Origin of the sequence: Luteimonas sp. TWI382, from assembly GCF_039674545.1 — a bacterium.
Taxonomy (GTDB): Bacteria; Pseudomonadota; Gammaproteobacteria; order Xanthomonadales; family Xanthomonadaceae; genus Luteimonas.
The window spans coordinates 1-23,038 of record NZ_JBDJNS010000003.1; the positions used below are offsets into that span (position 1 = coordinate 1).

Annotated in this window: 19 protein-coding genes and 1 pseudogene; 5 read left to right on the forward strand and 15 right to left on the reverse strand. The window is 69.5% G+C overall.

The genetic code is table 11. The features are described from left to right. On the reverse strand, positions 1 to 2,760 hold a 2,760-nt coding region (locus ABE505_RS02700; RefSeq protein ID WP_346442077.1), incomplete at its 3' end, for an ESPR-type extended signal peptide-containing protein. A gap of 208 nt (positions 2,761 to 2,968) precedes the next feature. Between ABE505_RS02700 and ABE505_RS02705 the strand changes: the two genes are divergently transcribed. Continuing rightward, the gene (locus ABE505_RS02705) at positions 2,969 to 4,321 is read left to right on the forward strand and encodes an ATP-binding protein (RefSeq protein ID WP_346442076.1); all 1,353 of its coding nucleotides are present in this window, start codon (positions 2,969 to 2,971) and stop codon (positions 4,319 to 4,321) included. Here the strand turns inward: ABE505_RS02705 and ABE505_RS02710 are convergent. The 6 genes from ABE505_RS02710 to ABE505_RS02735 form a co-directional block, all read right to left on the reverse strand. Continuing rightward, on the reverse strand, positions 4,305 to 5,006 hold the full coding sequence (locus ABE505_RS02710; protein ID WP_346442075.1) for a response regulator transcription factor: 702 nt from the start codon (positions 5,004 to 5,006) through the stop codon (positions 4,305 to 4,307). The genes ABE505_RS02705 and ABE505_RS02710 overlap by 17 nt on opposite strands. Before the next feature lie 129 nt (positions 5,007 to 5,135). Further along, a complete protein-coding gene (gene amt / locus ABE505_RS02715) occupies positions 5,136 to 6,479 on the reverse strand; it encodes an ammonium transporter (RefSeq protein WP_346442074.1) in 1,344 nt (447 codons plus the stop codon). A gap of 19 nt (positions 6,480 to 6,498) precedes the next feature. Then, positions 6,499 to 6,837: a P-II family nitrogen regulator gene (locus ABE505_RS02720; RefSeq protein ID WP_183425138.1), complete on the reverse strand. Its 339-nt coding sequence runs from the start codon at positions 6,835 to 6,837 to the stop codon at positions 6,499 to 6,501. Between the two features lie 28 nt (positions 6,838 to 6,865). Beyond that, positions 6,866 to 7,570 (reverse strand): TorF family putative porin, encoded by a 705-nt coding sequence (locus tag ABE505_RS02725; RefSeq protein WP_346442073.1) that lies wholly within the window; start codon positions 7,568 to 7,570, stop codon positions 6,866 to 6,868. Positions 7,571 to 7,799: 229 nt separating this feature from the next. After that, the gene (gene glnA, locus ABE505_RS02730; protein ID WP_346442072.1) at positions 7,800 to 9,209 is read right to left on the reverse strand and encodes a type I glutamate--ammonia ligase; all 1,410 of its coding nucleotides are present in this window, start codon (positions 9,207 to 9,209) and stop codon (positions 7,800 to 7,802) included. A gap of 170 nt (positions 9,210 to 9,379) precedes the next feature. Next, positions 9,380 to 9,853 carry an Lrp/AsnC family transcriptional regulator gene (locus tag ABE505_RS02735; protein ID WP_346442071.1) on the reverse strand — a complete coding sequence of 158 codons (474 nt, stop codon included), beginning with the start codon at positions 9,851 to 9,853 and terminating at the stop codon, positions 9,380 to 9,382. 130 nt (positions 9,854 to 9,983) lie between these two features. Between ABE505_RS02735 and phhA the strand changes: the two genes are divergently transcribed. Then, positions 9,984 to 10,886 (forward strand): phenylalanine 4-monooxygenase, encoded by a 903-nt coding sequence (phhA, locus tag ABE505_RS02740; protein ID WP_346442070.1) that lies wholly within the window; start codon positions 9,984 to 9,986, stop codon positions 10,884 to 10,886. A 34-nt stretch (positions 10,887 to 10,920) separates the two neighbouring features. Here phhA and ABE505_RS02745 read toward each other — a convergent pair whose 3' ends face one another. From ABE505_RS02745 to ABE505_RS02765, 5 genes and pseudogenes are all read right to left on the reverse strand, one after another. Next, positions 10,921 to 13,068, reverse strand: coding sequence for a TonB-dependent receptor (locus tag ABE505_RS02745; protein WP_346442069.1), 2,148 nt, complete (start codon positions 13,066 to 13,068; stop codon positions 10,921 to 10,923). 95 nt (positions 13,069 to 13,163) lie between these two features. Next, a complete protein-coding gene (gene adhP / locus ABE505_RS02750; RefSeq protein WP_346442067.1) occupies positions 13,164 to 14,192 on the reverse strand; it encodes an alcohol dehydrogenase AdhP in 1,029 nt (342 codons plus the stop codon). A gap of 99 nt (positions 14,193 to 14,291) precedes the next feature. Continuing rightward, a pseudogene (locus ABE505_RS02755) lies at positions 14,292 to 14,453 on the reverse strand (LuxR C-terminal-related transcriptional regulator); the annotation flags it as partial. 87 nt (positions 14,454 to 14,540) lie between these two features. After that, the gene (locus tag ABE505_RS02760) at positions 14,541 to 15,425 is read right to left on the reverse strand and encodes a hypothetical protein (protein WP_346442066.1); all 885 of its coding nucleotides are present in this window, start codon (positions 15,423 to 15,425) and stop codon (positions 14,541 to 14,543) included. A gap of 172 nt (positions 15,426 to 15,597) precedes the next feature. Then, positions 15,598 to 16,800 (reverse strand): amino acid aminotransferase, encoded by a 1,203-nt coding sequence (locus tag ABE505_RS02765; protein WP_346442065.1) that lies wholly within the window; start codon positions 16,798 to 16,800, stop codon positions 15,598 to 15,600. Between the two features lie 158 nt (positions 16,801 to 16,958). Between ABE505_RS02765 and ABE505_RS02770 the strand changes: the two genes are divergently transcribed. Together ABE505_RS02770 and ABE505_RS02775 are read left to right on the forward strand one after the other, a co-directional pair. Continuing rightward, the gene (locus tag ABE505_RS02770; protein WP_346442064.1) at positions 16,959 to 17,987 is read left to right on the forward strand and encodes a class 1 fructose-bisphosphatase; all 1,029 of its coding nucleotides are present in this window, start codon (positions 16,959 to 16,961) and stop codon (positions 17,985 to 17,987) included. Beyond that, on the forward strand, positions 17,984 to 18,685 hold the full coding sequence (locus ABE505_RS02775) for a 2OG-Fe(II) oxygenase (RefSeq protein WP_346442063.1): 702 nt from the start codon (positions 17,984 to 17,986) through the stop codon (positions 18,683 to 18,685). Before ABE505_RS02770 ends, ABE505_RS02775 begins: the two co-directional genes overlap by 4 nt. Positions 18,686 to 18,776: 91 nt before the next feature. Here ABE505_RS02775 and ABE505_RS02780 read toward each other — a convergent pair whose 3' ends face one another. The 3 genes from ABE505_RS02780 to ABE505_RS02790 all read right to left on the reverse strand — a co-directional run bounded on the left by ABE505_RS02780 (position 18,777) and on the right by ABE505_RS02790 (position 21,461). After that, positions 18,777 to 19,211: a response regulator gene (locus tag ABE505_RS02780; RefSeq protein WP_346442062.1), complete on the reverse strand. Its 435-nt coding sequence runs from the start codon at positions 19,209 to 19,211 to the stop codon at positions 18,777 to 18,779. After that, on the reverse strand, positions 19,208 to 20,284 hold the full coding sequence (locus tag ABE505_RS02785) for a HAMP domain-containing sensor histidine kinase (protein WP_346442061.1): 1,077 nt from the start codon (positions 20,282 to 20,284) through the stop codon (positions 19,208 to 19,210). Before ABE505_RS02785 ends, ABE505_RS02780 begins: the two co-directional genes overlap by 4 nt. 79 nt (positions 20,285 to 20,363) lie before the next feature. Further along, the gene (locus ABE505_RS02790) at positions 20,364 to 21,461 is read right to left on the reverse strand and encodes a PA0069 family radical SAM protein (RefSeq protein WP_346442060.1); all 1,098 of its coding nucleotides are present in this window, start codon (positions 21,459 to 21,461) and stop codon (positions 20,364 to 20,366) included. Positions 21,462 to 21,578: 117 nt separating this feature from the next. On the opposite strand from ABE505_RS02790, the gene cls reads away from it, so the two are divergent. Further along, positions 21,579 to 23,009 (forward strand): cardiolipin synthase, encoded by a 1,431-nt coding sequence (cls, locus tag ABE505_RS02795; protein ID WP_346442059.1) that lies wholly within the window; start codon positions 21,579 to 21,581, stop codon positions 23,007 to 23,009. Positions 23,010 to 23,038: the final 29 nt, after the last annotated feature.

The following is a 23,038-nucleotide window of genomic DNA, read 5'->3' on the forward strand; positions in this document are numbered from 1 at the left end:
GGCCACCGCGTTCTGCGCGACGCCGGCCACATCGCCGATGCGCGTGTCCAGGTCGTCCACGCGGCCTTCGACCGCCGTCACCCGCGTATTGGTCTCGAACAGCTGACCGCCGTTCACGGCATCGGTGCTGTCTTCGGTGAGGTCGCCCGCGGCGACATTGGTGATCGCCGTGCCCTCGGCGCCGGCCAACGAGATGCGCGCCTTGTCGGTGTCGTCGTAGGCCACGGCATTGGCCGACAGCTCGCCCAGGCCATCGGCGACGGCATCGAGTTGCGCCAGGTTCACCGCATCGGTTGCTTCGGTGCCGGCGGCGACGTTGGCGATCTGACGTTCGGCGCCCGCACGGCCGACCGAGATCGTGTTCTCTCGGTTCGCCCACGAGTTCGCGCCCAGGGCGACGCTGTTGTCGACGCCCGTCCACAGGCCATTGGCCTGCTGGCGACCGACGATCGCCGACGTGCCCAGCGCGATCGAGTCCGTGCCGTAGGTGTTGGTGCCGACGCCGATGGCGATGCTGTTGAGATAGAGGATCGGCGACGGCGCGAAGAAGTCGCCGTTCCAGACCATCGATCGGTTGCCGATCGCGATCGAGTTCTGCCCGGCCGCGGCCGCCGCCGCGCCGAGCGCGACGGCGTTGACGTTGCGGGCAGATGCCGCGTTACCCAGTGCCGTGCCACCTTCATAGAGGGCGTTTGCGCTCGACCCGATCACCGTGGTGCCCTTGGCGTTGGCGCGCGCGCCCGAGCCGATCGCCGTGGTGAAGTCGAACGTGGCCTGTGCGCGATCGCCGATCGCGATCGCATCGTAAGCGGTGGCCCGTGTCCGATAGCCGATCGCGATCGAGCGGATGGCAGTGGCTTCAGCCAATGCACCGATCGCCGTCGCCGCGTACTCGGTGGCCTGCGCGCCGCCGCCGAGCGCCGTCGACAGGCGGCCCTGCGCCTTGGTGTTGCGCAGGACCTGGCCCGCGAAGTTCGAGCCGATCTCGTCCTCGCGCACGTCGACGATGCCGCCGACCGCGACGGCCGACTTGCCGCTGGTCTCCGATTGCGCACCGATCGCGGTATTGAAGTCGCCGTTGGCCTGGGCGCCAGCGCCCGCAGCCGTTGCGCCCAGCCCCGAGGCGGCGGTCTGGCTGTGGATCACCACGCCGCGCGGCAGTGCGCTGTAGTCGATGTCGAGGATGCCGCCGAGCGCGGTCGACGAGTCGCCGACCGCCAGGCTGTCGCGGCCAAGCGCAGTGGCGTTGTTCGCATACGACACCGCGCCGGCCCCGAGCGCAACCGTACCGGCGCCGACTGCAGAGGCCGCCTCGCCGGCCGCCAGCGCATTCTCGCCTTCGGCGTAGGCGCCCGCATCGCTGTCGGCGCTGCCCGTCGCCTGAAGGTAGCGCGAGGCCTCGGCGGCCACCGCGTCGAGTTGCGCCAGATTCACCGCGTCGGTCGCCTCGGTGCCAGCCGCAACATGGGTGATCTGGCGCTCGGCGCCCGTACGTCCCACAGAGACCGAGCGGTCGCGATCGGCCACCGCACCGGCGCCCAGTGCAACGGCGTTTTCGACATTGCGCGGCAGGCCATTGTCGTCGGGCATGCTCCACCCGCCAACGATGGCACCGGCACCGATCGCGATCGAGCGGCCACCGTGCACCTCAGCATCGGTGCCGATCGCGATGCCATCGGTGAACAGCACGGTTTCCTCGCCCCATGGGTTGCTGTTCCACACGAACGCTTTGCCGATCGCGATGCTGTTGGCGCCTGCCGCCCAGGAGCCGCTGCCCACGGCGGTGCTGTTGACATTGTTGGCCATCGCGGCCTGACCGACCGCCGTGGCGTTCTCGGCCATCGCGCTGGCGAAGCTGCCCAGGGCGCTGGACCGCAGGTGCGTGGCGCGGGCGCCGCCGCCGACCGCGGTCGCCCACTCGTCCCCGGCGACAGCGCGGTCGCCGAGCGCGGTGGCGTCATAGGCCAGGGCCTGGCTGCCGTAGCCGATCGCAACCGCGCGGATGCCGCTGGCCCGCGACAGCGCACCGATCGCGGTCGCGGCGTAGTCAGTCGCCTGGGCGCCGCCGCCGATGGCGGTCGACAAGCGGCCGACCGCCTGGGTGTTCTGCAGTTCGCGGCCGGCGAAATCACTGCCGAGCTGCTCCTCGAGCACGTCGACGATGCCGCCGATCGCGACCGCCGACTTGCCGCTGGTCTCGGTCTGCGCGCCGATCGCGGTGTTGAAGTCGTCGTCGGCGCGTGCGCCTGCGCCCAGCGCCGTGGCGGCCAGCCCGTTGGCAGCCGTCTGCTGGTCGAGGACCACGCCGAACTCGCCGACTGCGCTGTAGTCCAGTTGCAACACGCCGCCCAGGGCGGTCGCGGACGTGCCCGTGGCCAGGCTGTCGTGCCCGAGCGCGGTTGCGTTGTCGGCGTAGGCGACCGCCCCCGCGCCCAGCGCCGCGGCGCCATTGCCGATCGCGGAGGCCGCCTCGCCTGCCGCAAGGGCGTTGTCGCCCTCGACGTAAGCGCCAGCGTCGCTCTCGGCGCTACCGCTGGCCTGGAAGTACCGGCCCTGCGTGGTGTCGTCGACGGCCCCGGGCATTTCGTACGCCTGCACACCGATGGCGGTGGCCTGCGCCATCGCCGTCAACGGCAAGGCCAGCGCGATGCCGGCGACGAGCGCGGCGGCGCGACGCCCACCATGGCTGCGCGCAAGCTCCGAAGCCACGACCATGCGACCGAGCTCGGCGTTCCAGAGGGTGCGGTAGATGCGATTCATTTCGGAGGTCTCCAGCAGGCGTTTCGTGAAGGCGAGCGAAGCCGTGCGGCGGGCCTGCGCCCGCCATCACTGGCTTCCGTGTCTTGGCCCTGTCATCCCGATCGGGTAGGGCGTCCCCGTCTGCGACCGTACGAGCGGCCGGCGCCTCTTGTCACCCGCAACATCTCGCCGGAAGATCACGCGATTCTCACGGCCTGCCGGACTCGCCATGTACCGCCCGTTCCTGCACTGGCTCGATCGCGCACCGGTCCAAGACCCGGTCGATCAACGCAATGCGCGCGTGATCCAGGGGCTGTTGCTGTTTCTCGGCGTCACCGTGCCTGCGACAGTGGCGTTCGCCCTGGTGGCGAGTTGGCCGATGCTGCGTGCCGAAGGGCTGCCGTGGCAGATCGCCGTCTCGTTGTCGATGAGCCTGGCGATCGGCCTGATCGCACTGGGTGGCTTGGCGCTGATCCGCTATGGCCGCTTCCGCCTGGCGGTCAAGCTGCTGATCGGCGTGCTGCTGGCGGTGTTCGCGGTGAACATGGCGCTCAACGGCCTGCAACAGCAGATTCCCGACCAGCTCGCGCAACTGCTGGTGATGCTGCTCAGCGGCCTGGTGCTGGGGCGGCGCGCGCTGTGGACGAGCTTTGCGCTGCTCGCATCGAGCGTGGTGCTGGGCGCGGTGCACGACGCATACGTGCTGTTCGCACAGACGCCGGCCCGTGCGTTCTACAACCTGCCGTCGGTGCTGTTCACCTATCTGCTCGTCGCCATCCTCATCGACCGCACGACCGAGGCGCTGCGCGAGAGCCTGCGCGAATCCAATGCGCGCGGCGCCGCGCTCGAGCAGGAGATCCGTGAACGCGAGCGCACGCACGCCCAGCTCATCCATGCGCAGAAGAAAGAGATCACCGAGCGCATGGCCAGTGGAATGGCGCACGATTTCAACAACATCTTCTCGGTCATCGCGGGGTTTTCGGCCGAGCGCCACGAGGACGACGGCGGCAGCGATGCGCAGCGCGCCGCACAACTCGAAAACAGCCTGGCGTCGGTCGAAGCGTCGGCGCGCCGCGGCATGGCGATCAGCCGCCGACTGCTGCGCTTCAATCGCCGCGACAACACCCAGGCCGAGGTGTTCGACGCCGGCGAGGCGATCGACGCGCTGCAGCCGATGCTCCGGCAACTGCTCGATGCGCGCATCGTGCTGCGTTTCGATCGCGACACCGCGCCGCTGCCGATCCTGTTCGACCGCAGCCAGTTCGAACTGATGCTGCTCAACCTGGCCTCCAATGCGCGCGATGCGATCGGTGGCACGGGCGCATTCGACATCCAGGCACGACGCGCACCCGACCATGTCGCGATCGCCCTGCACGACGACGGTGCGGGCATGCCGCCCGAGGTGGCCGCACGCGTGTTCGAGCCCTTTTTCAGCACCAAGCCCGCCGACAGCGGCACCGGCCTGGGTCTGGCGGTGGTGCACGAGTTGGTGACCACCGCCGGCGGCACGATCGCCGTGACCAGCGCGCCGGGCGTCGGCACCACGTTCCGGATCGCGTTGCCGCTCAGCCCTGTGGCGTGAGCATGTAGCCGCGGCCGTGCACGGCCGTCAGCGGCAACATCTCGCCGCAGCGGGTGCGGGCCTTGCTGCGCAGACGATGGATCATCGAGTCGATGCGGTGCGCATCGAAGTCGTGGATCTGGTCGGTCAAGGCCTCGATCAGCGCTTCGCGCGCCACCAGCTCGCCGGGGGTGTCGAACAGCCGCCGGCACAGCCGCCGTTCGCTCTGGGTCAGTGCCGCAGAGCCGCCCGATGGCGACAGCAAGCACCAACCGTCGGCACTCAGACGCCACCCATGCGGCGTGGCGGGCATACCAGCGGGCGCGATGGTCTCCAGGCGCCGCGCGAGGCTGTGCAGCGTGGCGGCGAGCAGATCGATCTCGATCGGCTTGGTGAGATACGCGTCCGCGCCCTCGGTCAAGCCGCGAACGCGGTCGCCGGTCTCGGCGCGGCTGGTCAGCATCACCACGCCCAACTGCGGGCGCGTCTCACGCAGCGCGCGCGCAAGACTGAAGCCGTCGCCATCGGGCAGGCCGACGTCGAGGACGACCAGGTCGACCGGGTGCGCATCGAGATGCGCGCGCAAGGCCGCGATGGTCTCGAACCCGACCGCGGCGAAGCCGAAACGCTGCAGACCGGGCAGCAGGATCCGCTCGCGGAGCATGGCCTCGTCCTCGAGCACGGCGACGTGCAGCGCGGCGGTCATCGACAAGGGCGGGGGCCGATCATGTGGACGGCATCCTAGCCCCGCCGCCGCGCCGCGGACAAATCGCGCCTGCTTGCCTGCAGGCGCGGGCGGCAGTCCCCACTGCCGCCCGCGCGGCCCCTTCCCCGATCAGCTCTCGTAGGCCGATTCACCGTGCGAGACGATGTCCAGGCCTTGGCGCTCGTCCTCCTCGCTCACGCGCAGCCCGACGACCGCGCGCGTGACCAGGATCGCGAGCGTGGTGACGACGGCGCACCAGAGAATCGTGAACAGCACGCTGAAGGTCTGCGCCCAGACCTGGGCGCCGATCGAGCCCTCGATCCCAGTGCCGCCGAGCGAGGCATCGCTGAAGACGCCGGTCAGGATCGCGCCGACGATGCCGCCCACCGCGTGCACGCCGAACACGTCGGCGGTGTCGTCGGCGCGCAGCAGGCGCTTGAGGCCGTTGACGCCCCACACGCAGACCGCGCCAGCGGCCACGCCGATCACCAGTGCGCCGATCGGCCCGACGCTGCCGGCAGCCGGCGTCACACCGACCAGGCCGGCCACTGCGCCCGAGGCTGCGCCCAGTGCCGACGGTCGCCCCTTGCTGATCGCTTCGACCAGGCTCCAGGCGACCACGCCGGCAGCCGTGGCCACCATCGTGTTGATCATCGCCAACGCCGCACTGGCGTCGGCGGCCAACGCCGAACCGGCATTGAAGCCGAACCAGCCGACCCACAGCAGCGAGGCGCCGATGAAGGTGAACGGCACGCTGTGCGGCTTGAGCGCCTCGCGGCCGTAGCCCAGTCGGCGGCCGACGAAGTACGCGCCGATCAGTCCCGCGATGCCGGCATTGATGTGCACCACGGTACCGCCGGCGAAGTCGATCACGCCCTTGTGGGCGAGGAACCCGTCCTCGCCGCTCCACACCATGTGGACCATCGGCAGGTAGGCGAACGTGACCCACAGCACCGAGAACAGCAGCACCGCGCAGAACTTGATGCGCTCGGCGAAAGCGCCGATCACCAGTGCGGCGGTGATCCCGGCGAAGGTCGACTGGAACACCACGAACAGGAACTCCGGCAAGCCGCCGGCATCGCTCTGCGGGGTGATCCCGCGCAGGAAGGCCTTGTCGGTGAACGAGCCGAAGAATGCGTTGCCGGGGGTGAACGCGGCGCTGTAGCCGTAGGCGATCCACAGCAGGATCACCACCGAAAACACCACCAGCACTTGCACCAGCACCGACAACACGTTCTTGGCGCGGACCATGCCGCCGTAGAACAGCGCCAGTCCCGGCACCACCATCATCAACACCAGCAGCGTGGAGGTCAGCATCCAGGCGACGTTGCCGCTGTCGAACATCGGGGGCGTCGCCTCGGGAGCCTGTGCCATCGCGCCGGTCGAGACGCCGAGCAGTGCGAGCGCGCACAGCAGCGACAGGCCCGCCGCCTGCATCCGGGTGGTCCACCCGCGGGTTTGGATCGAGTTCATGGCATGTCTCCGGATGGGGTTAGAGCGCATCGGCGCCGATCTCGCCGGTACGGATACGCAGGACCTGTTCGAGCGCGACGACGAAGACCTTGCCGTCGCCGACCTTGCCGGTCGCCGCGGCCGCGGTAATCGCCTCGAGCGCGGCCTCGTAGGCTTCGTCGGTGACCGCGCATTCGATCTTGAGCTTGGGCAGGAAGTCGACGACGTACTCCGCGCCGCGGTAGAGCTCGGTGTGGCCCTTCTGACGTCCGAACCCCTTGACCTCAGTGACCGTCAGGCCGGTCACGCCGGCCTCGCCGAGCGCCTCGCGGACCTCGTCGAGCTTGAAGGGGCGGATGATCGCGGTGATCAGTTTCATGGATGTCTCCGGTTGCACGATCGCCGTGTCAGAACGACTGGGTGATCGCGAAAGTGAGGGTGTCGTCGGGACCGACGAGGTCGTTGTCGTGCCACGTCAGGGCGAGGTCGAAGCCGTTGTCGAAGGTCTTGCCCACGCCCGCCGACCAGAACGCGTAGGTCGCCGTGCCCGCGCTGCCGGCGACCCACTGCTTGCCGGCGGCGCCGTTGAGCGACCAGCCCGGGGCGAACTCCCAGCCCAGGCCGACGTCAAGGTTGCTGCTGCCGTCCGAGTCGGGAATGCCGAACAGGTCGGTCACGGCGTAGGCGTACTTCGCACTGAGGATTCCCCAGCTCAGCCCGGCATAGAGCTCGGTGGTGTCGGCCTTGTCGAAGCCGGCCGGATAGCGGCCCGGATACCAGTAATGCACGGCACCGACATCCCAGCCGACGCCCGAGTCACCGAAGTCGCCGCGGATACCGAGGTAGCCGTCGAGTTCGAGTTGGCTCGACACCTCTGGATCGCTGTCGGCGAGCCAACTGATGCTGCTGCCCCAGGTGCCGGCATAGACGCCGCTCTCGTGCGCCCACTCCACGCCCCCCTGCAGGGCAGGTTTCTCGTCGGTCTGGGTGATGCCGCGAAACAGATAATCGCTGGTCAACGTGATCGTGCCGGACACCTCCGCGTGCGCGGCGCCCCCCGACAGCAATCCTGCGCACAGCAAGGCCTTGCGTACGTGCTTGCATGACGACATGACAGGCTCCTCATCTGAAAGGAAAGCCCTCCCCGGTCATTGCTGCTTGCATCGGCGATGCCGAGCAGATGGTGCTTCGGCGTGGCGACCTGCCCCCTGGCTGTCGTCCGCCGCGACCGGCGCTCTATGGCGTCTGTTGGCCGCTTTCGATCCCTCGTCGACTGCGTACGGCGCCGCTTGCGCGGTGAAACGAAGAAGGGCCTGCCGTGCGGCAGGCCCTTGGGGTGCATCAGATCGCGTAGTACAACTGGTACTCCAGCGGATGGGTCGCGCTGCGGAACGCGGTGACTTCCTTCATCTTCAACGCGATGTAGGCATCGATGAAGTCGTCGGTGAACACGCCACCGGCCTTGAGGAACTCGCGGTCGGCGTCGAGCGCTTCGAGCGCCTGGTCGAGCGAATGGCACACGGTCGGGAAGTTCTTCTCTTCCTCCGGCGGCAGATCGTAGAGGTCCTTGTCGCTGGGGCCGCCCGGGTCGATCTGGTTCTTGATGCCATCCAGGCCCGCCATCATCAGCGCGGCAAACGTAAGGTAGCCCGACTGCATCGGATCGGGGAAACGCATCTCGATGCGGCGCGCCTTCGGGTTGGCGACATACGGGATGCGGCACGAGGCCGAGCGGTTGGAGGCCGAGTAGGCCAGCATCACCGGCGCCTCGAAGCCCGGCACCAGGCGCTTGTAGGAGTTGGTCGAGGCATTGGCGAACGCGTTGATCGCACGCGCGTGCTTGAACACGCCGCCGATGTACCACAACGCGGTCTGGCTCAGGCCGCCATAGCCGTCGCCGGTGAACAGATTGGTGCCGCCCTTGGCCAGCGACTGGTGCACGTGCATGCCGCTGCCGTTGTCGCCGACGATCGGCTTGGGCATGAAGGTCGCGGTCTTGCCATTGCGGAAGGCGACGTTCTTGACGATGTACTTGAGCGTCTGCAGTTCGTCGGACTTGGCGACCAGCGAATTGAAGCGGGTGCCGATCTCGCACTGGCCGGCATTGGCGACCTCGTGGTGATGGACTTCGACCTCGATGCCGACCTGGGCCAGCGTCTTGCACATCTCGGCACGGATGTCGTGCAGCGAGTCGAGCGGCGCAACCGGGAAGTAGCCGCCCTTGATGCCGGGCCGGTAGCCGCTGTTGCCGCCCTCGTATTCCTTGGCCGAGTTCCAATGCGCCTCTTCCGAATCGATGTGGAAGAAGGTGTGGCCCATTTCGTTGCCGTAGCGCACCGAATCGAAGATGAAGAACTCCGGCTCGGGGCCGAAGAAGGCCTGGTCGGCGATGCCGCTGGACTTGAGGAAGGCCTCGGCCTTCTTGGCGATGCCGCGCGGGTCGCGCTCGTAGGACTGCATCGTCGTCGGGTCGAGGATGTCGCAGGTGATCACCAGCGTCGGGTCGGCGGTGAACGGGTCGACGAACGCGGTCGAGGCGTCGGGCATCAGCACCATGTCCGAGTTCTGGATGCCGCGCCAGCCGCTGATCGACGAGCCGTCGAACATCTTGCCGTCCTCGAACAGGCCGGGCTCGACGATCGACTGCGGGAACGTAACGTGGTGCTGCACGCCGCGCATGTCGGTGAAGCGCAGATCGATGAACTCGATCTTGTGGTCCTTGATCAGCTTTTCGACGTTGTCGATGGACATCGGGAACGACCGCCTTGATGTTGGGTGTGCCCCTGATCAAGCAACCTGCGTGCCAACTGCAGGCCGTCCTTCAGATCAATGACTTGCGTCGATTCTGTGCGGTACGAGACGGAAGACAATGCACCATCTTGGTGCTATTGACCGCAGTCTGCACAACACCGGTGCGGCGCTCAGACCGGCAGCGGCAGCCCGCGCCAGGCCTTGACGGTGCGCAGTACGAAGCTGGAATTGACGTCGTCGACCGCCGGCTGGTTGAGCAGTCGATCGAGCAGGAAGCGCGAAAAATGCTCGAGGTCGCGCACCGCGACCTGCAGTAGATAGTCCATGTCGCCGGTCAGCGCATGGCAGGCCACGACCTCGTCCCAGTCGTCGACCAGCTGCGCGAATCCGGCGACCGCAGCGCTGTCGTGGTGCTTGAGCTGCACGCGAACGAACGCCTGCAGCCCAAGCCCCAGGCGCTCGGCATTGACCTCGGCGCGGTAGCCGGCGATGACCCCGTCGCGTTCGAGCCGCTGGACCCGGCGCAGGCACGCCGAGGCCGACAGGTGCACGCGCTCGGCGAGGTCGGCATTGCTCTGTCGGCCGTTGCGCTGCAGCTCGGCGAGCAGCAGCAGATCGGTGCGGTCCAGCGTCGCGGCAGCCATGAATTGCTCCATTTCGTATTCAGACGCACGGATCTTGCGCGCGAACCAGCCTTGCGCGCAACGAACGCAACCCCGTTGCGGGCCTGGGGCGTTATCGTCGAAAGCCTCGTGTTCTTCCTAGGAGCGTGCGATGTCCGCCCAGCCTTCGAGCGCCCCGCGCCGGGTCGAGAACCTGCAGACCGACAAGGGCAAGGTCCCGGTCTACGCCACCGGCATCGTCGAACAGCCGTGGGACGACTACAGCGCCGACGACCACGCCACCTGGGCCGCACTCTATGCGCGCCAGCGCGCGCTGCTGGTCGGGCGCGCCTGCGACGAGTTTCTGGAGGCGCAGGACGCAATGGGCATGACACCCGACGCGATTCCGAAATTCTCCGAGCTCAACGCCGTGCTCGAGGCCGCAACCGGCTGGACGCTGATGGGCGTCGAGGGCTTGCTGCCGGAGCTCGATTTCTTCGACCACCTCGCCAATCGCCGCTTCCCGGTGACGTGGTGGATCCGCCGTCCGGACCAGATCGACTACATCGAGGAACCGGACCTGTTCCACGATCTGTTCGGCCACGTGCCACTGCTGATGAACCCGGTGTTCGCCGACTACATGCAGGCCTACGGCCGCGGCGGGGTCAAGGCGCACGGCATCGGCCCCGACGCGCTGCAGCACCTCACGCGACTGTACTGGTACACCGTGGAATTCGGGCTGATCCGACAGGCGCAGGGCCTGCGCATCTTCGGTGCCGGCATCGTGTCGTCGAAGGGCGAATCGATCCATTCGCTCGAATCCGACGCGCCCAATCGCATCGGCTTCGATCTGGAGCGGATCATGCGCACGCGCTACCGCATCGACACCTTCCAGAAGACCTACTTCGTCATCGACAGCTTCGAGCAGTTGATGGAGGCCACGCGTCCGGACTTCGCGCCGATCTATGCGCGGCTGGCGCCGCTGGACGCGATCGATGCCGGCACGGTGCACGACAGCGACCGGGTGTTCCATCGCGGCACCGGCGAAGGCTGGGCCAGCGGCGGCGACGTGTGAGGCGTCGGCTGCGCACGATGCGCTGATGTTTCGTTCAGCGGTGCCAGGTCCACTGCGCGCCGAGCAGCACGCCGCGGCCGGGGCCGGGTTCGTAGAACCGGCCGTTGCCTTCGTTGACGATCACCGAGCCGATGTAGGCCTGATCGAGCAGGTTGTCCACGCGCAGGAACGTGCGCAGCTCGCCGGCCTCGAAACGCCAGCGGCGCGCGCCTTCCAGATGCAGCAGCGCGTAGCCCGCAGCGCGCCCGGTGGCCAGATCGTCGACCACGACATCGCCCACGCCGACGCCTTCGATCGCCGCGCTCCAGGGGCCACCGGTCCAGTCCAGCCGCGCGAACAGCTGGCGCGCCGGCACGCCGGGGATGCGCGCGCCGGCCGCGACCGGCGTCGTCGGCACGGTGCAGCCCGCGCCGGTGCAGACGCGGTAGGCGTCGCGGAAGGTCGCATCGAGCCAGGTCGCCGCGACACGGAGTTCGAAGGCCGCGCCCAGCGGCTGGCGCAGTGACAGTTCGGCGCCCTGGCGACGCGCGCGTCCCACGTTCTGGAAACTGCTGCGGCCGCCCACATTGCGCGCGACCGCGAGCTCGTCATCGGTGTCGGCGCGGAACAGCGCGGCGTTCCACGTGGCGCCGGTGGGCGCGCGCCACTTGGCACCGAGCTCGAGGTTGTCGCTGATCGCCGGCGCAAGGTCGAAGGCCAGCCCGGCGCCGCCATCGCTGCGATAGCCCAGCTCGTTGAAGGTCGGCGTCTCGAAGCCACGGCCGGCCGACAGGTAGGCGCGCAGGTCGTCGCGCGGTGCGAACATCAGCCCGGCGACCGGCGACGTCTGGCGGTAGGCGATGCGACCGCTGTCGTCGGGATTGGTCGCGGTGACGTAGGCATCTCGCGAGACGAATTCGACCTCGCTGTGGCGCACACCGGCCAGCAGCGACCAGCGCGGTGCGAACGCCCAGTACGCCTGTGCGAACTGGTCGCGGTTCTCGACCGTGTTGCGCTCGTCGCGGCGCCGGGCGCCGCGCACGCCGAGCGCGTCGCCGGCGAAGTTCTCGAAGCCCTGGCGATGCTGGCGCTGGCGGTCGGCGTTCGCGCCGACGGTCAGTTCCAGCGGCCGGCCGGCGAGTGCGCCTTCCCAGCTCCAGCGCAGGTCGAGCCCACCGTAGGCGTTGTCCAGGTCGATCACGCCCCCTGAGTTCAGCGGGTTGGCCTGTGCCGCCGCGGGGATCGGCAGCACCTGCACCACCGCGCGCTCACCGCCATAGGCCATCGCGCGCAGGGTATGCGCCTCGCCCACACCGTGTTCGTAGACGACGCCGGCCTGCTGCTGGCGCACCGTCTTGCGGGTGTCGAACTGCCGCGCCACCGGCGCGACCTGACGCGGGTTCGCGCGGACCTGGTCGGCGCTCAGGCCCAGCGGGTCCTGGGCGTCGATATCGACCCAGTTGGCGACCAGATCCAGGCGCCGCCGATCGCCCAGATCGAAGCGCAGCTTCGCGTTCGCCGAATCGCGGCGCGCGGCACTGTGATCGCGCCAGCCATCGGTGTCGAAGCGCGACAGCGCGAAGTTGTAACCCACCGTCTCGCTGCCGCCGCGCAGCTGCGCGGCCAGGCTCGTGGTGGCATCGCGCCCGTGGCTGGCCTTGAATCGCCAGTCGTCGCCCGGCGCGCCGTCGGCGCTCCAGATCTGCACCACACCACCCGAGGAATTGCCGTACAGCGACGAGAACGGCCCGCGCATGATCTCGATCCGATCACCGCCGACCAGGCTGAAATGCGAGAGCTGACCCTGCCCGTCGGGCATCGAGGCCGGAATGCCGTCGGCATAGAGCCGCACGCCGCGCACGCCGAAGGTCGAACGCGCGCCGAAGCCGCGGATCGACAGCTGGGTGTCCTGCGCGTGGTTCTGGCGGTCGCGCGCGAGCAGCCCCGGCACGCCGGCCAGCGGCTCGGAGGCAACGGTGCCGCCGCGGTTGCTGTCGGCATCGTCGAGCCGCAACGCATCGACCGACGCCGGCGTGTCGAAGTCCGACACTCCACGCAGCCGGGTGGCGTCGACCCGCACCCGTTCGAGGGTGCGCGGCGCATCGAACGCGCCGGCCGGGACGGCGGCGCAGCAGGCGGCGATCGCCAGCGACAGGGACGCGAGAAACGGGGCGGAGCGGAACGCGACGAACGGCAGAGGCATCGGCAGGCGGGCGCAACGAGGGCCGTGCACCGTAGCAGACGCCCTGCGACGCGCCTGTGCCGCCGGCCTCATTCGGGCCGGCGGCACGTTGCAGATCAGGCCGCGAAATCGAGCACCACGCGCCCTTCGATCTTGCCCGCGTGCATGCGCGAGAACACGTCGTTGATGTTCTCCAGGCGATCGGTCGAGACCGTCGCGGCGACCTTGCCCTGCGCAGCGAAGTCCAGAGACTCCTGCAGGTCCAGGCGGGTGCCGACGATCGAGCCGCGCACGGTCACGCCGTTGAGCACCATGCCGAAGATGTCGAGCGGGAACTCGCCCGGCGGCAGGCCGTTGAGCGAGACCGTGCCGCCGCGGCGGACCATGCCGATCGCCTGCTCGAAGGCCTTGGGCGAGACCGCGGTGACCAGCGCGCCGTGCGCGCCGCCGATCTCCTTCTTCAGGTAGGCGACCGGATCGGTGGTCTTCGCATTCACCGTGACCGTCGCGCCTAGCCGCGTGGCGAGGTCGAGCTTGGCGTCGTCGACATCGACGGCGGCCACGTTCAGGCCCATGGCGCGGGCGTACTGCACCGCCATGTGGCCCAGGCCGCCGATGCCCGAGATCACGACCCAGTCGCCGGGCTTGGTGTCGGTGACCTTCAGGCCTTTGTAGACGGTGACGCCGGCGCACAGCACCGGCGCGATCTCGACGAAGCCGACGTTCTTCGGCAGGTGGCCGACGTAGCCGGCATTGGCCAGCGCGTACTCGGCGAAACCGCCGTTGACCGAGTAGCCGCTGTTCTGCTGCGCCTCGCACAGCGTCTCCCAGCCGCCCAGGCAGTGTTCGCAATGGCCACAGGCCGAGTACAGCCACGGAATGCCGACCCGGTCACCTTCCTTGATGTGGGTCACGCCCTGGCCAACCGCGACCACGTGGCCCACGCCTTCGTGGCCGGGAATGAACGGCGGGTTGGGCTTGACTGGCCAGTCGCCATCGACCGCATGCAGGTCGGTATGGCAGACGCCGCAGGCCTCGATCTTGACCAGGATGTCGCCGGCCGCCGGGCGCGGCACCGCGACCTCCTCGATGACCAACGGCTTGCCGAATTCGCGGACCACCGCCGCCTTCATCGTCTTGTCCATCGTCAGGCTCCAGCACAGTCAAGGGAAGATCAGGCTAGCGCGCTGCGAGGGCGAGCGCCTTGATCCGCATCAATCCCGTCGCCGCGGCGGCGGGCGGGGTCAGATGACGCGCAGCGTGATCGCCTTGCGCACCGCGCGCGTACGGTCGCGGGTGCCGAGCTTGTCGAGGATCGCCGACACGTCGTTCTTCGCCGTGCCCTCGGCCAGAAACAGACTGCGTGCGATCTCCTTGTTTGAGTAGCCGCCGGCGAGCAGGCGCACGGCGCTACACCCGGCCCTATGCCGGCAACGCGACCGCGCCACATTTCGGTGCAGATGATCGGTCCGGTCGCCGGCCGATCCGATGCATCAATCGCGCGCGAACGTCCGCGGCCGCGCCGCGACCCGGACCGGCCGTTCGCGCAGGCCCGCCGCGGTCAGCCACTGCACCAGTTGCGGCACAAGCGCCGGCAGTTCGGCGCTGGTGCCGCGCGGCACGCGCGCCACGCCGGCCAGAAGACTCACCGCCTCGATACCGGGCGCGGTGAATTCGAGCCGCGCGTGGTCCGATGCGCTCTGCCAGCGGAACAGCGTGAGATCGCGCAAAGCAACGCTTCGCGGCGGCTGGCCCGGGCGCTCCAGGGTCAGGCGCTGCGCATCGATGCGCAGCGTCACGGTCTCGGTGCCACGACGCAGCAGCGCCGTCAGCACCAGATAGCCGGGCAGGCCAACGACCAAGGCGAAGAGCAGGATCGCGCCGTAGGCGCCGATGCGCAGCGCGACGTCGTAAAACGCGATCAGGCCGGCGATCGCCAGCGCCCCGGCGACCACCGTCACCGATGCGATCAGTGCGACGAGGGTGCGCGTGCGCATGGGCACGGCCGGAAAGCACAGCGTCCAGGCAGCGCCGTCGCGGCGCCACTGCGTTCGCGTCATCGTCGCCGCGCGCGCCTGGGCGTCGCGCTGGAAGTACCCGCTCACCCGTCCGAGCAGGGCCAGCCAGATCCAGCCGAACATCGGCGCGATCCCCAGCTGCACCCAGAGCACGGCATGGCGCAGCGGTTCGGGCAGTGGGGACAACTCGGGCAGGTTGCCGTGGATCGCCCACGCCACCACCCCGACGCCTACCGCGGCGCCGGCGACATGGAGTACGACGCCCAGACGCGGCGACGAGACCCGGAAGGTCGCGGCGACGAAGGACACGCCACAGAGCACCCCGGCCAGCAATACCGCCAGATATGGCGGGAACGCCATTGCGTGGCGTCCGGCGACGATCGCGAATGCTGTACAGGCCGCAGCCCAGGCCAAGGGCGAGCGCAGCACGCGCCGCCACCCCGGCGGCCGCACCGGGCGCGGTGGCGCGCCCGGGCGATTGCCGACGACTGCGTCGCGGGATCGCGAACGCCGCCTGGCGCGCATGCGTGGCTCAGCGCGACACCGTCGCCACCGCCTCGGCGACGTAGTCGAGCGTCTTCAGACTCAGCGCCGCAACGCAGATGCGCCCAGTGCCGACGGCGTAGATGCCGAACTCGTCGCGCAGCCGGTCGACCTGCGCACGGCTCAGGCCCGAATACGAGAACATGCCCGCCTGGTCCTGGATGAAGGCGAACTGCGGCGCGCCGTGTGCGGCGAGCTTCTCGACCAGACCGGCGCGCAGCGCGTGGATGCGCTCGCGCATCTGGCCGAGCTCGGCCTCCCAGCGCGCGCGCAGTTCGTCGCTGCCGAGCACGCCGGCGACCAGCGCTGCGCCGTGCGTCGATGGGCTCGAGTAGTTCGCGCGCACGATGCGCTTGATCTGCGACTGCACCGCGCGGCTCTGTTCGGCATTGGCCGAGACCACGGTCAGCGCGCCGACGCGCTCGCCGTAGAGCGAGAACGACTTGGAGTACGAACTGGCGACGACGAACTCCGCGATGCCCGACGCGGCGAGCAGGCGCACGGCGGCCGCGTCCTGCGCGATGCCCTGGTCGAAGCCCTGGTAGGCCATGTCCACGAACGGGAACAGCCCGCGCTCGCCCAGCACCTCGATGACCTGGCGCCACTGGTCGGCGGTGAGGTCGGCGCCGGTCGGGTTGTGGCAGCAGGCGTGCAGCAGCACGACGGTGCCGGCCTCGAGCTTGCGCAGGTCGGCGAGCATGCCGTCGAAGTCGATGCCGTGGCGGGCGGGGTCGAAGTAGGTGTAGTCGACGACCTCGAACCCGACCGCGCCGAACACCGCGCGATGGTTCTCCCAGCTCGGGTTGCTGATCGCGATCGTCGCGTGCGGCAGCAGCTTCTTCAGCAGGTCGGCGCCGGTGCGCAGCGCGCCGCTGCCGCCGATCGTCTGGGTGGTCGCGACGCGGCCGTCGGCGAGCAGCGGCGAATCGGCGCCGAACAACAGCTCGCGGGTCGCGCGGGTGTAGTCGGGCATGCCGTCGATCGGCAGGTAGCCGCGCGGTTTGGCTTCGGCGGCCAGGCGCTGCTCGACCTCGCGCACCGCGTCCAGCACCGGAATGCGGCCGGCCTCGTCGTAGTAGATGCCCACGCCGAGATTGACCTTGGTGGTGCGCGGATCGGCGTTGTAGGCCTCGGTCAGACCGAGGATGGGATCACCGGGGACGAGTTCGACAGCAGCGAAGAAGGAGGACACGGCACGGCCTGCGACGGTTGAGGGGGAGGAGATGCGGCGCGTCGGGCGCGCGGCAAACCCATGCAGGATAGCCGGCCGGCGTCGCGCGCGCGATGCCGCCGGGACAGCGCGGCGCTTCCGGGCGACAATGCCGCCACCCTGTCCGCCGTGGAGCCGCCATGCCCGCCATCTCCCTGACCCGCCACCTGATCGAGGAGCAACGCCTGGGGCACGTCACCCCGGACCTGCGGCTGCTGCTGGAGGTGGTCGCGCGCGCATGCAAGCGCATCTCGGTCGCGGTCGGCAAGGGCGCGCTGGGCGATGTGCTCGGCGAGGCCGGCGGCGAGGCGGGCAGCATCAACGTCCAGGGCGAAGCGCAGAAGAAGCTCGATGTGATCAGCAACGAGATCCTGCTCGAGGCCAACGCCTGGGGCGGCCACCTGGCCGCGTGCGCGTCGGAGGAAATGGCGCACTGCGAACCCATTCCCGACGCCTTCCCGCGCGGCAACTACCTGCTGGTGTTCGACCCGCTCGACGGCAGCTCCAACATCGACATCAATGCCAGCGTCGGGACGATCTTCTCGGTCCTGCGCTGCCCCGAGGGCACGGCCGCGGTCGAAGACGCGCACTTCCTGCAGGCCGGCCGCACCCAGGTCGCCGCCGGCTACTGCCTGTACGGGCCGAGCACGATGCTGGTGCTCACGATCGGCCACGGCACGCACGCCTTCACGCTCGACCGCGAGCAGGGCTCGTTCGTACTGACCCGGGCCGACCTGCGGATTCCCGACACGACCCGCGAGTTCGCGATCAACATGTCCAACCAGCGCCACTGGGAAGCGCCGACGCAGGCCTACGTCGCCGACCTGCTGGCCGGCGCCGACGGCCCCCGCGGCAAGGACTTCAACATGCGCTGGGTCGCGGCGATGGTCGCCGACGTGCATCGCATCCTGACCCGCGGCGGGATCTTCATCTATCCCTGGGACCGCAAGGACCCGTCCAAGCCCGGCAAGCTGCGGCTGATGTACGAAGCCAACCCGATGGCGATGCTGGTCGAGCAGGCCGGCGGCGCGGCAACCAACGGGCGTACCCGCATCCTGGACATCGAGCCCGACTCGTTGCACCAGCGCGTGCCGGTGTTCCTGGGCTCGCGCGACGAGGTCGAGGCCGCGACGGGCTACCACCTGCGACACGACGGCGACGCCGCGTGACCGCGGCCGACTTCATCGAAGTCGTGCCCGGCGCCCTGGCGCCGGAGGCCTGCGCGGCGATCGTCGCGCGGCTGCGCGCCAGCCCCGACCTGCAGCCCGGGCAGGTCGGCGGCGGGCTGCACCCCGAGCTCAAGCGCAGCCGCGACCTGTCGCTGGGCGATCGCAGCGACTGGGCCGACGTGGTCCGTCAGCTCAACGTGGCCGTCTACGGCGGCCTGCTGCGCTACCTGCGCCGGTACCCGCAGGCCCTGATCGCGCCGCTGATGCTGCAACAACCCGATGCGGCCGGCACACCTCGACGACTGGTTGCCGAGGACTTCGCCGACATGGACGACGCCCGGCTCGGCGGCCTGCTGCAGACCTGCCTGCGGCCCGGCCAGATCAACCTGCAGTGGTACGCAGCGGGCGAGGGTGGCTACCCGTACTGGCACTGCGAGCTGTTTCCACGCGATGCCGGCTGCGAGACCCTGCATCGCCACCTGCTGTGGACGATCTACCTCAACGACGGCTTCGAGGCCGGCGAGACCGAGTTCCTGTTCCAGCAGCGCCGGATCGCGCCGCGCACCGGCGACCTGTTGATCGCGCCGACCGCGTTCACCCATACCCATCGCGGCAACAAGCCGCAGGGCGGCGACAAGTTCATCGCCACCAGCTGGATCCTGTTCCAGCGCGCCGAAGCGCTGTACGGCAAGGGCTGAGGCGCCGCGGTCATCACGGGACGGCGCCAGGGGCGCCGGCAGTCGCCGCATGTGCGTATCCCTGCCGCTGCACCGCCGGGCGCGCGATGCCCTAGCCGCGCGGGTGGTTGAGCACCAGCCAGTACAGGCCGATCTGCTTGACGACTTCGACGAACTTGCCGAAATCCACAGGCTTGCGGATGTAGCTGTTGACGCCCATCGCGTAGCTGGCCTCGACGTCGAACGGCTCGGTGCTGGTCGTCAGCACGACCACCGGCAGGCCGCGCGTTGCCGGACTGGCGCGCAGCGCCTGCAGCACTTCGCGGCCATCGAGCTTGGGCAGGTTGAGGTCGAGCAGCACGATCGACGGCAGCTGGCTCGCGTCGCGTCCGGCGTGGCGGCCGCGTGCGAACAGGTAATCGAGCGCCTCGGCGCCGTCGCCGACCACCACCAGTCGGCCATCGATCCGGGCTTCCGCGAACGCGATGCGGGTGAGCTCAGCGTCGTCGGGGTTGTCCTCGATCAACAGGATCGTGTGTTCGCTCATTGGGGCGATGCGTCCTCGGCCGGCGGTGCCGGCAGGTCGATGTGGAAAGTGGTCCCGACGTCCTCCGCCGATTCCACCCGGATGCGGCCGCCATGCGCATGCGCGACCCGCTGGGCAATCGCCAGCCCCAATCCATGGCCGGCACCGTCGTCGGCGCCGTGCAAGCGCCGGAACGGCACGAACAGTCGATCAGCATAGCGCATGTCGAAGCCGCGGCCGGCATCGCGCACGCGCAGCCGCAGGCGGTCGCCGACTCGCTCGCCATCGAGATCGATCCGCACGGTGTCGCGATCGGCGGAGAACTTCCAGGCGTTGTGCAGCAGCTTGCCGAGCATCTGCTTGAGGGCATGCTCGTCGCCCCAGGCCCACAGCCCGGAAGCGACGTGGATCTGCGCCGCGCGCCCGGGATCGGCATCTTGCAGCTCGGCGCAGATCCAGTCGCCCAGCAGGCTGATGTCGACGGGCCCGGGCTGCCGCAGCGGACGCGCGGCGCGCATGGTCTCGAGCAATGCGTCGATCAAGGCGCCGGCCTGCGTCGCTGCGCCACGGATTCGCTGCATATGGTCGCGCACCACGACGGCATCGGCGTCCTCGCCCTGCGCGGCCAGGCGCCGGGAGAACTGCTCGATCGTGCGCACCGGCGCGCGCAGCTCGTGCGAGATGCCGAACGCCAGCGTGTCCTGCAGCAGTTCCATCGCACGCAGCGCGGTCATATCGTGGACCTGCAGCAGCGCGTCACCGCCCGGCAGCGCGGTCAGCGTCAGCTGCAGCGACCGCGTGCCGTCCTCGCCCCGGTCGATCGCGACCGGGATTGCGTGCAGGCCGTCGCCGCCACCGGCGAACCCAGCCAGTGCCTGGTCGAGCTGCGCGGCAACCGGTGCCAACCCCTCGCGATGCGCGGCAGTGCCGACCAGCGCGTCCGGGCTACGGTCGAGCAGCGCAGTCAACGCCCCATTGACACGCCGCCACGTGCCATCGGGCGCGAGCTGCGCCAGACCGATGGCGAGATGGTCGAACACATCGATCTGCGCGGTGGGGGCACCGGGCGAGGGCAGGGAGACAGCGTCGGGCATGCGCGGCGCAGGCGGCGGGAAGCCGTGCAGTGTAGAAAATCCAGGCGTGGACGTATCGTGCACGCGCCGTGAATGCGCCCTAGAACAGCGTGCCCTGCGGCGACGGTGGTTGCGGCGCGACGAACAGATCGGTCCGCAGCGGCGGCAGCCGGCCAAAACCCAGTGCGCGCCGCGCCCGCGCAAAGCGCTGGGCGAGCAGGTCGGCGAACGGCCCCTGGCCGCGCATGCGGTGGCCGAAGCGGCTGTCGTAGTCGCGCCCGCCATGGAGTTGCTGCAGCAGGCTCATCACATGCTGGGCGCGATCGGGATAGTGCAGGTCCAGCCATTCGCGCCACAGCGTCTTGAGCTCGTGCGGCAGGCGCAGCAGCACATAGCCCGCCGAGTCCGCACCGGCCTCGCGTGCGGCGCCCAGGATCGCCTCCAGTTCGTGATCGGTGATCGCCGGCACCACCGGCGCGACCATCACACCGACCGGGATACCCGCCGCCGCCAGCGCGCGCATCGCACGCAGGCGGGCATGCGGCGCGGCCGCCCGCGGCTCCATGCGAGCCGACAGGCGATGGTCGAGCGTGGTCACCGAAAAGTGCACGGTCACCAGCCCCTGGGCCGCCAGCGGCGCGAGCAGGTCGAGGTCGCGCACGATGCCGGCGCTCTTGGTGATCAGGCTGAAGGGGTGCCGGGCCTGCGCCAGCAGCGCGATCAGCTCGCGGGTGACCCGGTAGCGACGCTCGATGGGCTGGTAGGCGTCGGTGTTGATGCCCAGCGCCAGCGGCGCGCAGACGTAGCCCGGCTTGGCGAGCTCGGCGCGCAGCCGTTCGGCGGCGTTGGTCTTGGCGAACAGCCGGGTCTCGAAGTCCAGGCCGGGCGACAGGTCGAGGTAGGCGTGCGAGGGCCGCGCGAAGCAGTAGATGCAGCCATGCTCGCAGCCGCGGTAGGGATTGACCGAGCGGTCGAAGCCGACATCGGGCGAGCGGTTGCGGGTGAGCACGCTGCGCGCGTGTTCCTCGACGACCACGGTCTCCGGCGCCGAGGCCTCGTCCTGCAGCATCTGCAGCGCCTCCCAGCCATCGTCCTCGGCCACCGCGACCCGTTTCTCAAAGCGTCCGGGGACCCATGACGCGCTACCGCGCCCCTTGCGGGCCGCAGGCACAGGCGGGCGGAGGCGATCGGCGCTCATCGGCCCACAATGCCGGGCGGGCGTCTCAGCGGGTGCGACGAGGCCGTCATCGCAGCGGCCGCGTGCGCATTTATCCTGTGCGCGGCGCGACCGGCGCCGCCATGGCTGGAACCGACCGTGCAGCGCGCCTGGGATTCGCTCGTCACCGCCCCGCACCTGCTCGCGCTTCTGATCGCCGGCTGGCTGCTCTATCTGATTCTGCTGGGCGGCTGGATCGTGCTGCAGAAGCGCGAGCCAGTCGCGACCATGAGCTGGCTGCTCGGCCTGGCGCTGCTGCCCTACGTGGGCTTTCTGATCTATCACGTGTTCGGACCGCAGAAGATCCATCGCAACCGGCTGCGTCGCAGCCGCAGCCGCGCTTGGATGCACAGCGCCCAGATCGACAGCGAAGACGGTGACGCCGCCGAGCTCGTCCGCCTGGCGCAGAACACGACGGGATTGCCGGCGACTTCGTCGGCGGAGGTGGATCTGCTGGTCGACGGCGCAGCGAAGTACACCGCATTGCTCGCCGACATCGCCCAGGCACGCCACCACGTGCACCTGGAGTACTACATCTTCGAGCCCGACACGACCGGCAGCGCGCTGCGCGACGCATTGGTCGAGCGCGCGCGCGCCGGTGTGCGGGTCCGGCTGCTGCTCGATTTCGTCGGCACGCGCGCCCGGCGCAGTTTCTTCGCTGCACTGGTCGAGGCCGGCGGCGAACTCGCCTGGTTTCACCCGATGCGCTTTGGGCGGGTCTGGAAGCGCCCGTGGACCAACCTGCGCACCCATCGCAAGCTGGTCGTGATCGATGGCCGGATCGCCTACACCGGCGGGATGAATGTCACCGACGAGCAGGACGAGCGCCTGCGCGCCGACGCCTACCGCGATCTGCACATGCGGCTGATCGGCAAGTCGGTGCGCACGCTGCAACTGGTGTTCGCCGAGGACTGGGCCTACGCGACCGGCCGACGCGACTTCCTCGCCGATGTCGAGGCGCAGACGCCAGCCGCCGACCCCGGCCCGATCCGCACTCAGGTACTGACCTCCGGCCCGGATTCGAACTGGGAGGCGATCCACCGCCTCCATGTCGGCGCGATCCATGCCGCACGGCATCGCGTCTGGCTGACGACGCCCTACTTCGTGCCGGGCGAGGCGGCGATGATGGCGCTGACCTCGGCCTCGCTCGCCGGACTCGACGTGCGCCTGTTGGTGCCGCGCACCAGCGACTCGCAGTTGGTGACGCTCGCCGCGCGATCCTACTTCGGTCAACTGCTGGTCGCCGGGGTCAAGATCTACGAGTACCGCTCGCGGATGCTGCACAGCAAATCGCTGCTGATCGACGACAGCCTGGCGATCATCGGCAGCGCGAACTTTGACCACCGGAGTTTCCGGCTGAACTTCGAGCTGTCGGTGCTGTTCGACGATCCGGGCGTCGCCACCGCGCTCGCGCAGATCATCGAACGGGAGTTCGCGCATGCCCCGCGCGTGCAGCGCGGCAGGCACCGCCCGCTGCTGACCGCGCGCTTGCCCGAGGCGCTGGCACGGCTGTGCTCGCCGCTGCTGTAGTCGACACGCAAGACGCGCCCGCCCGACGC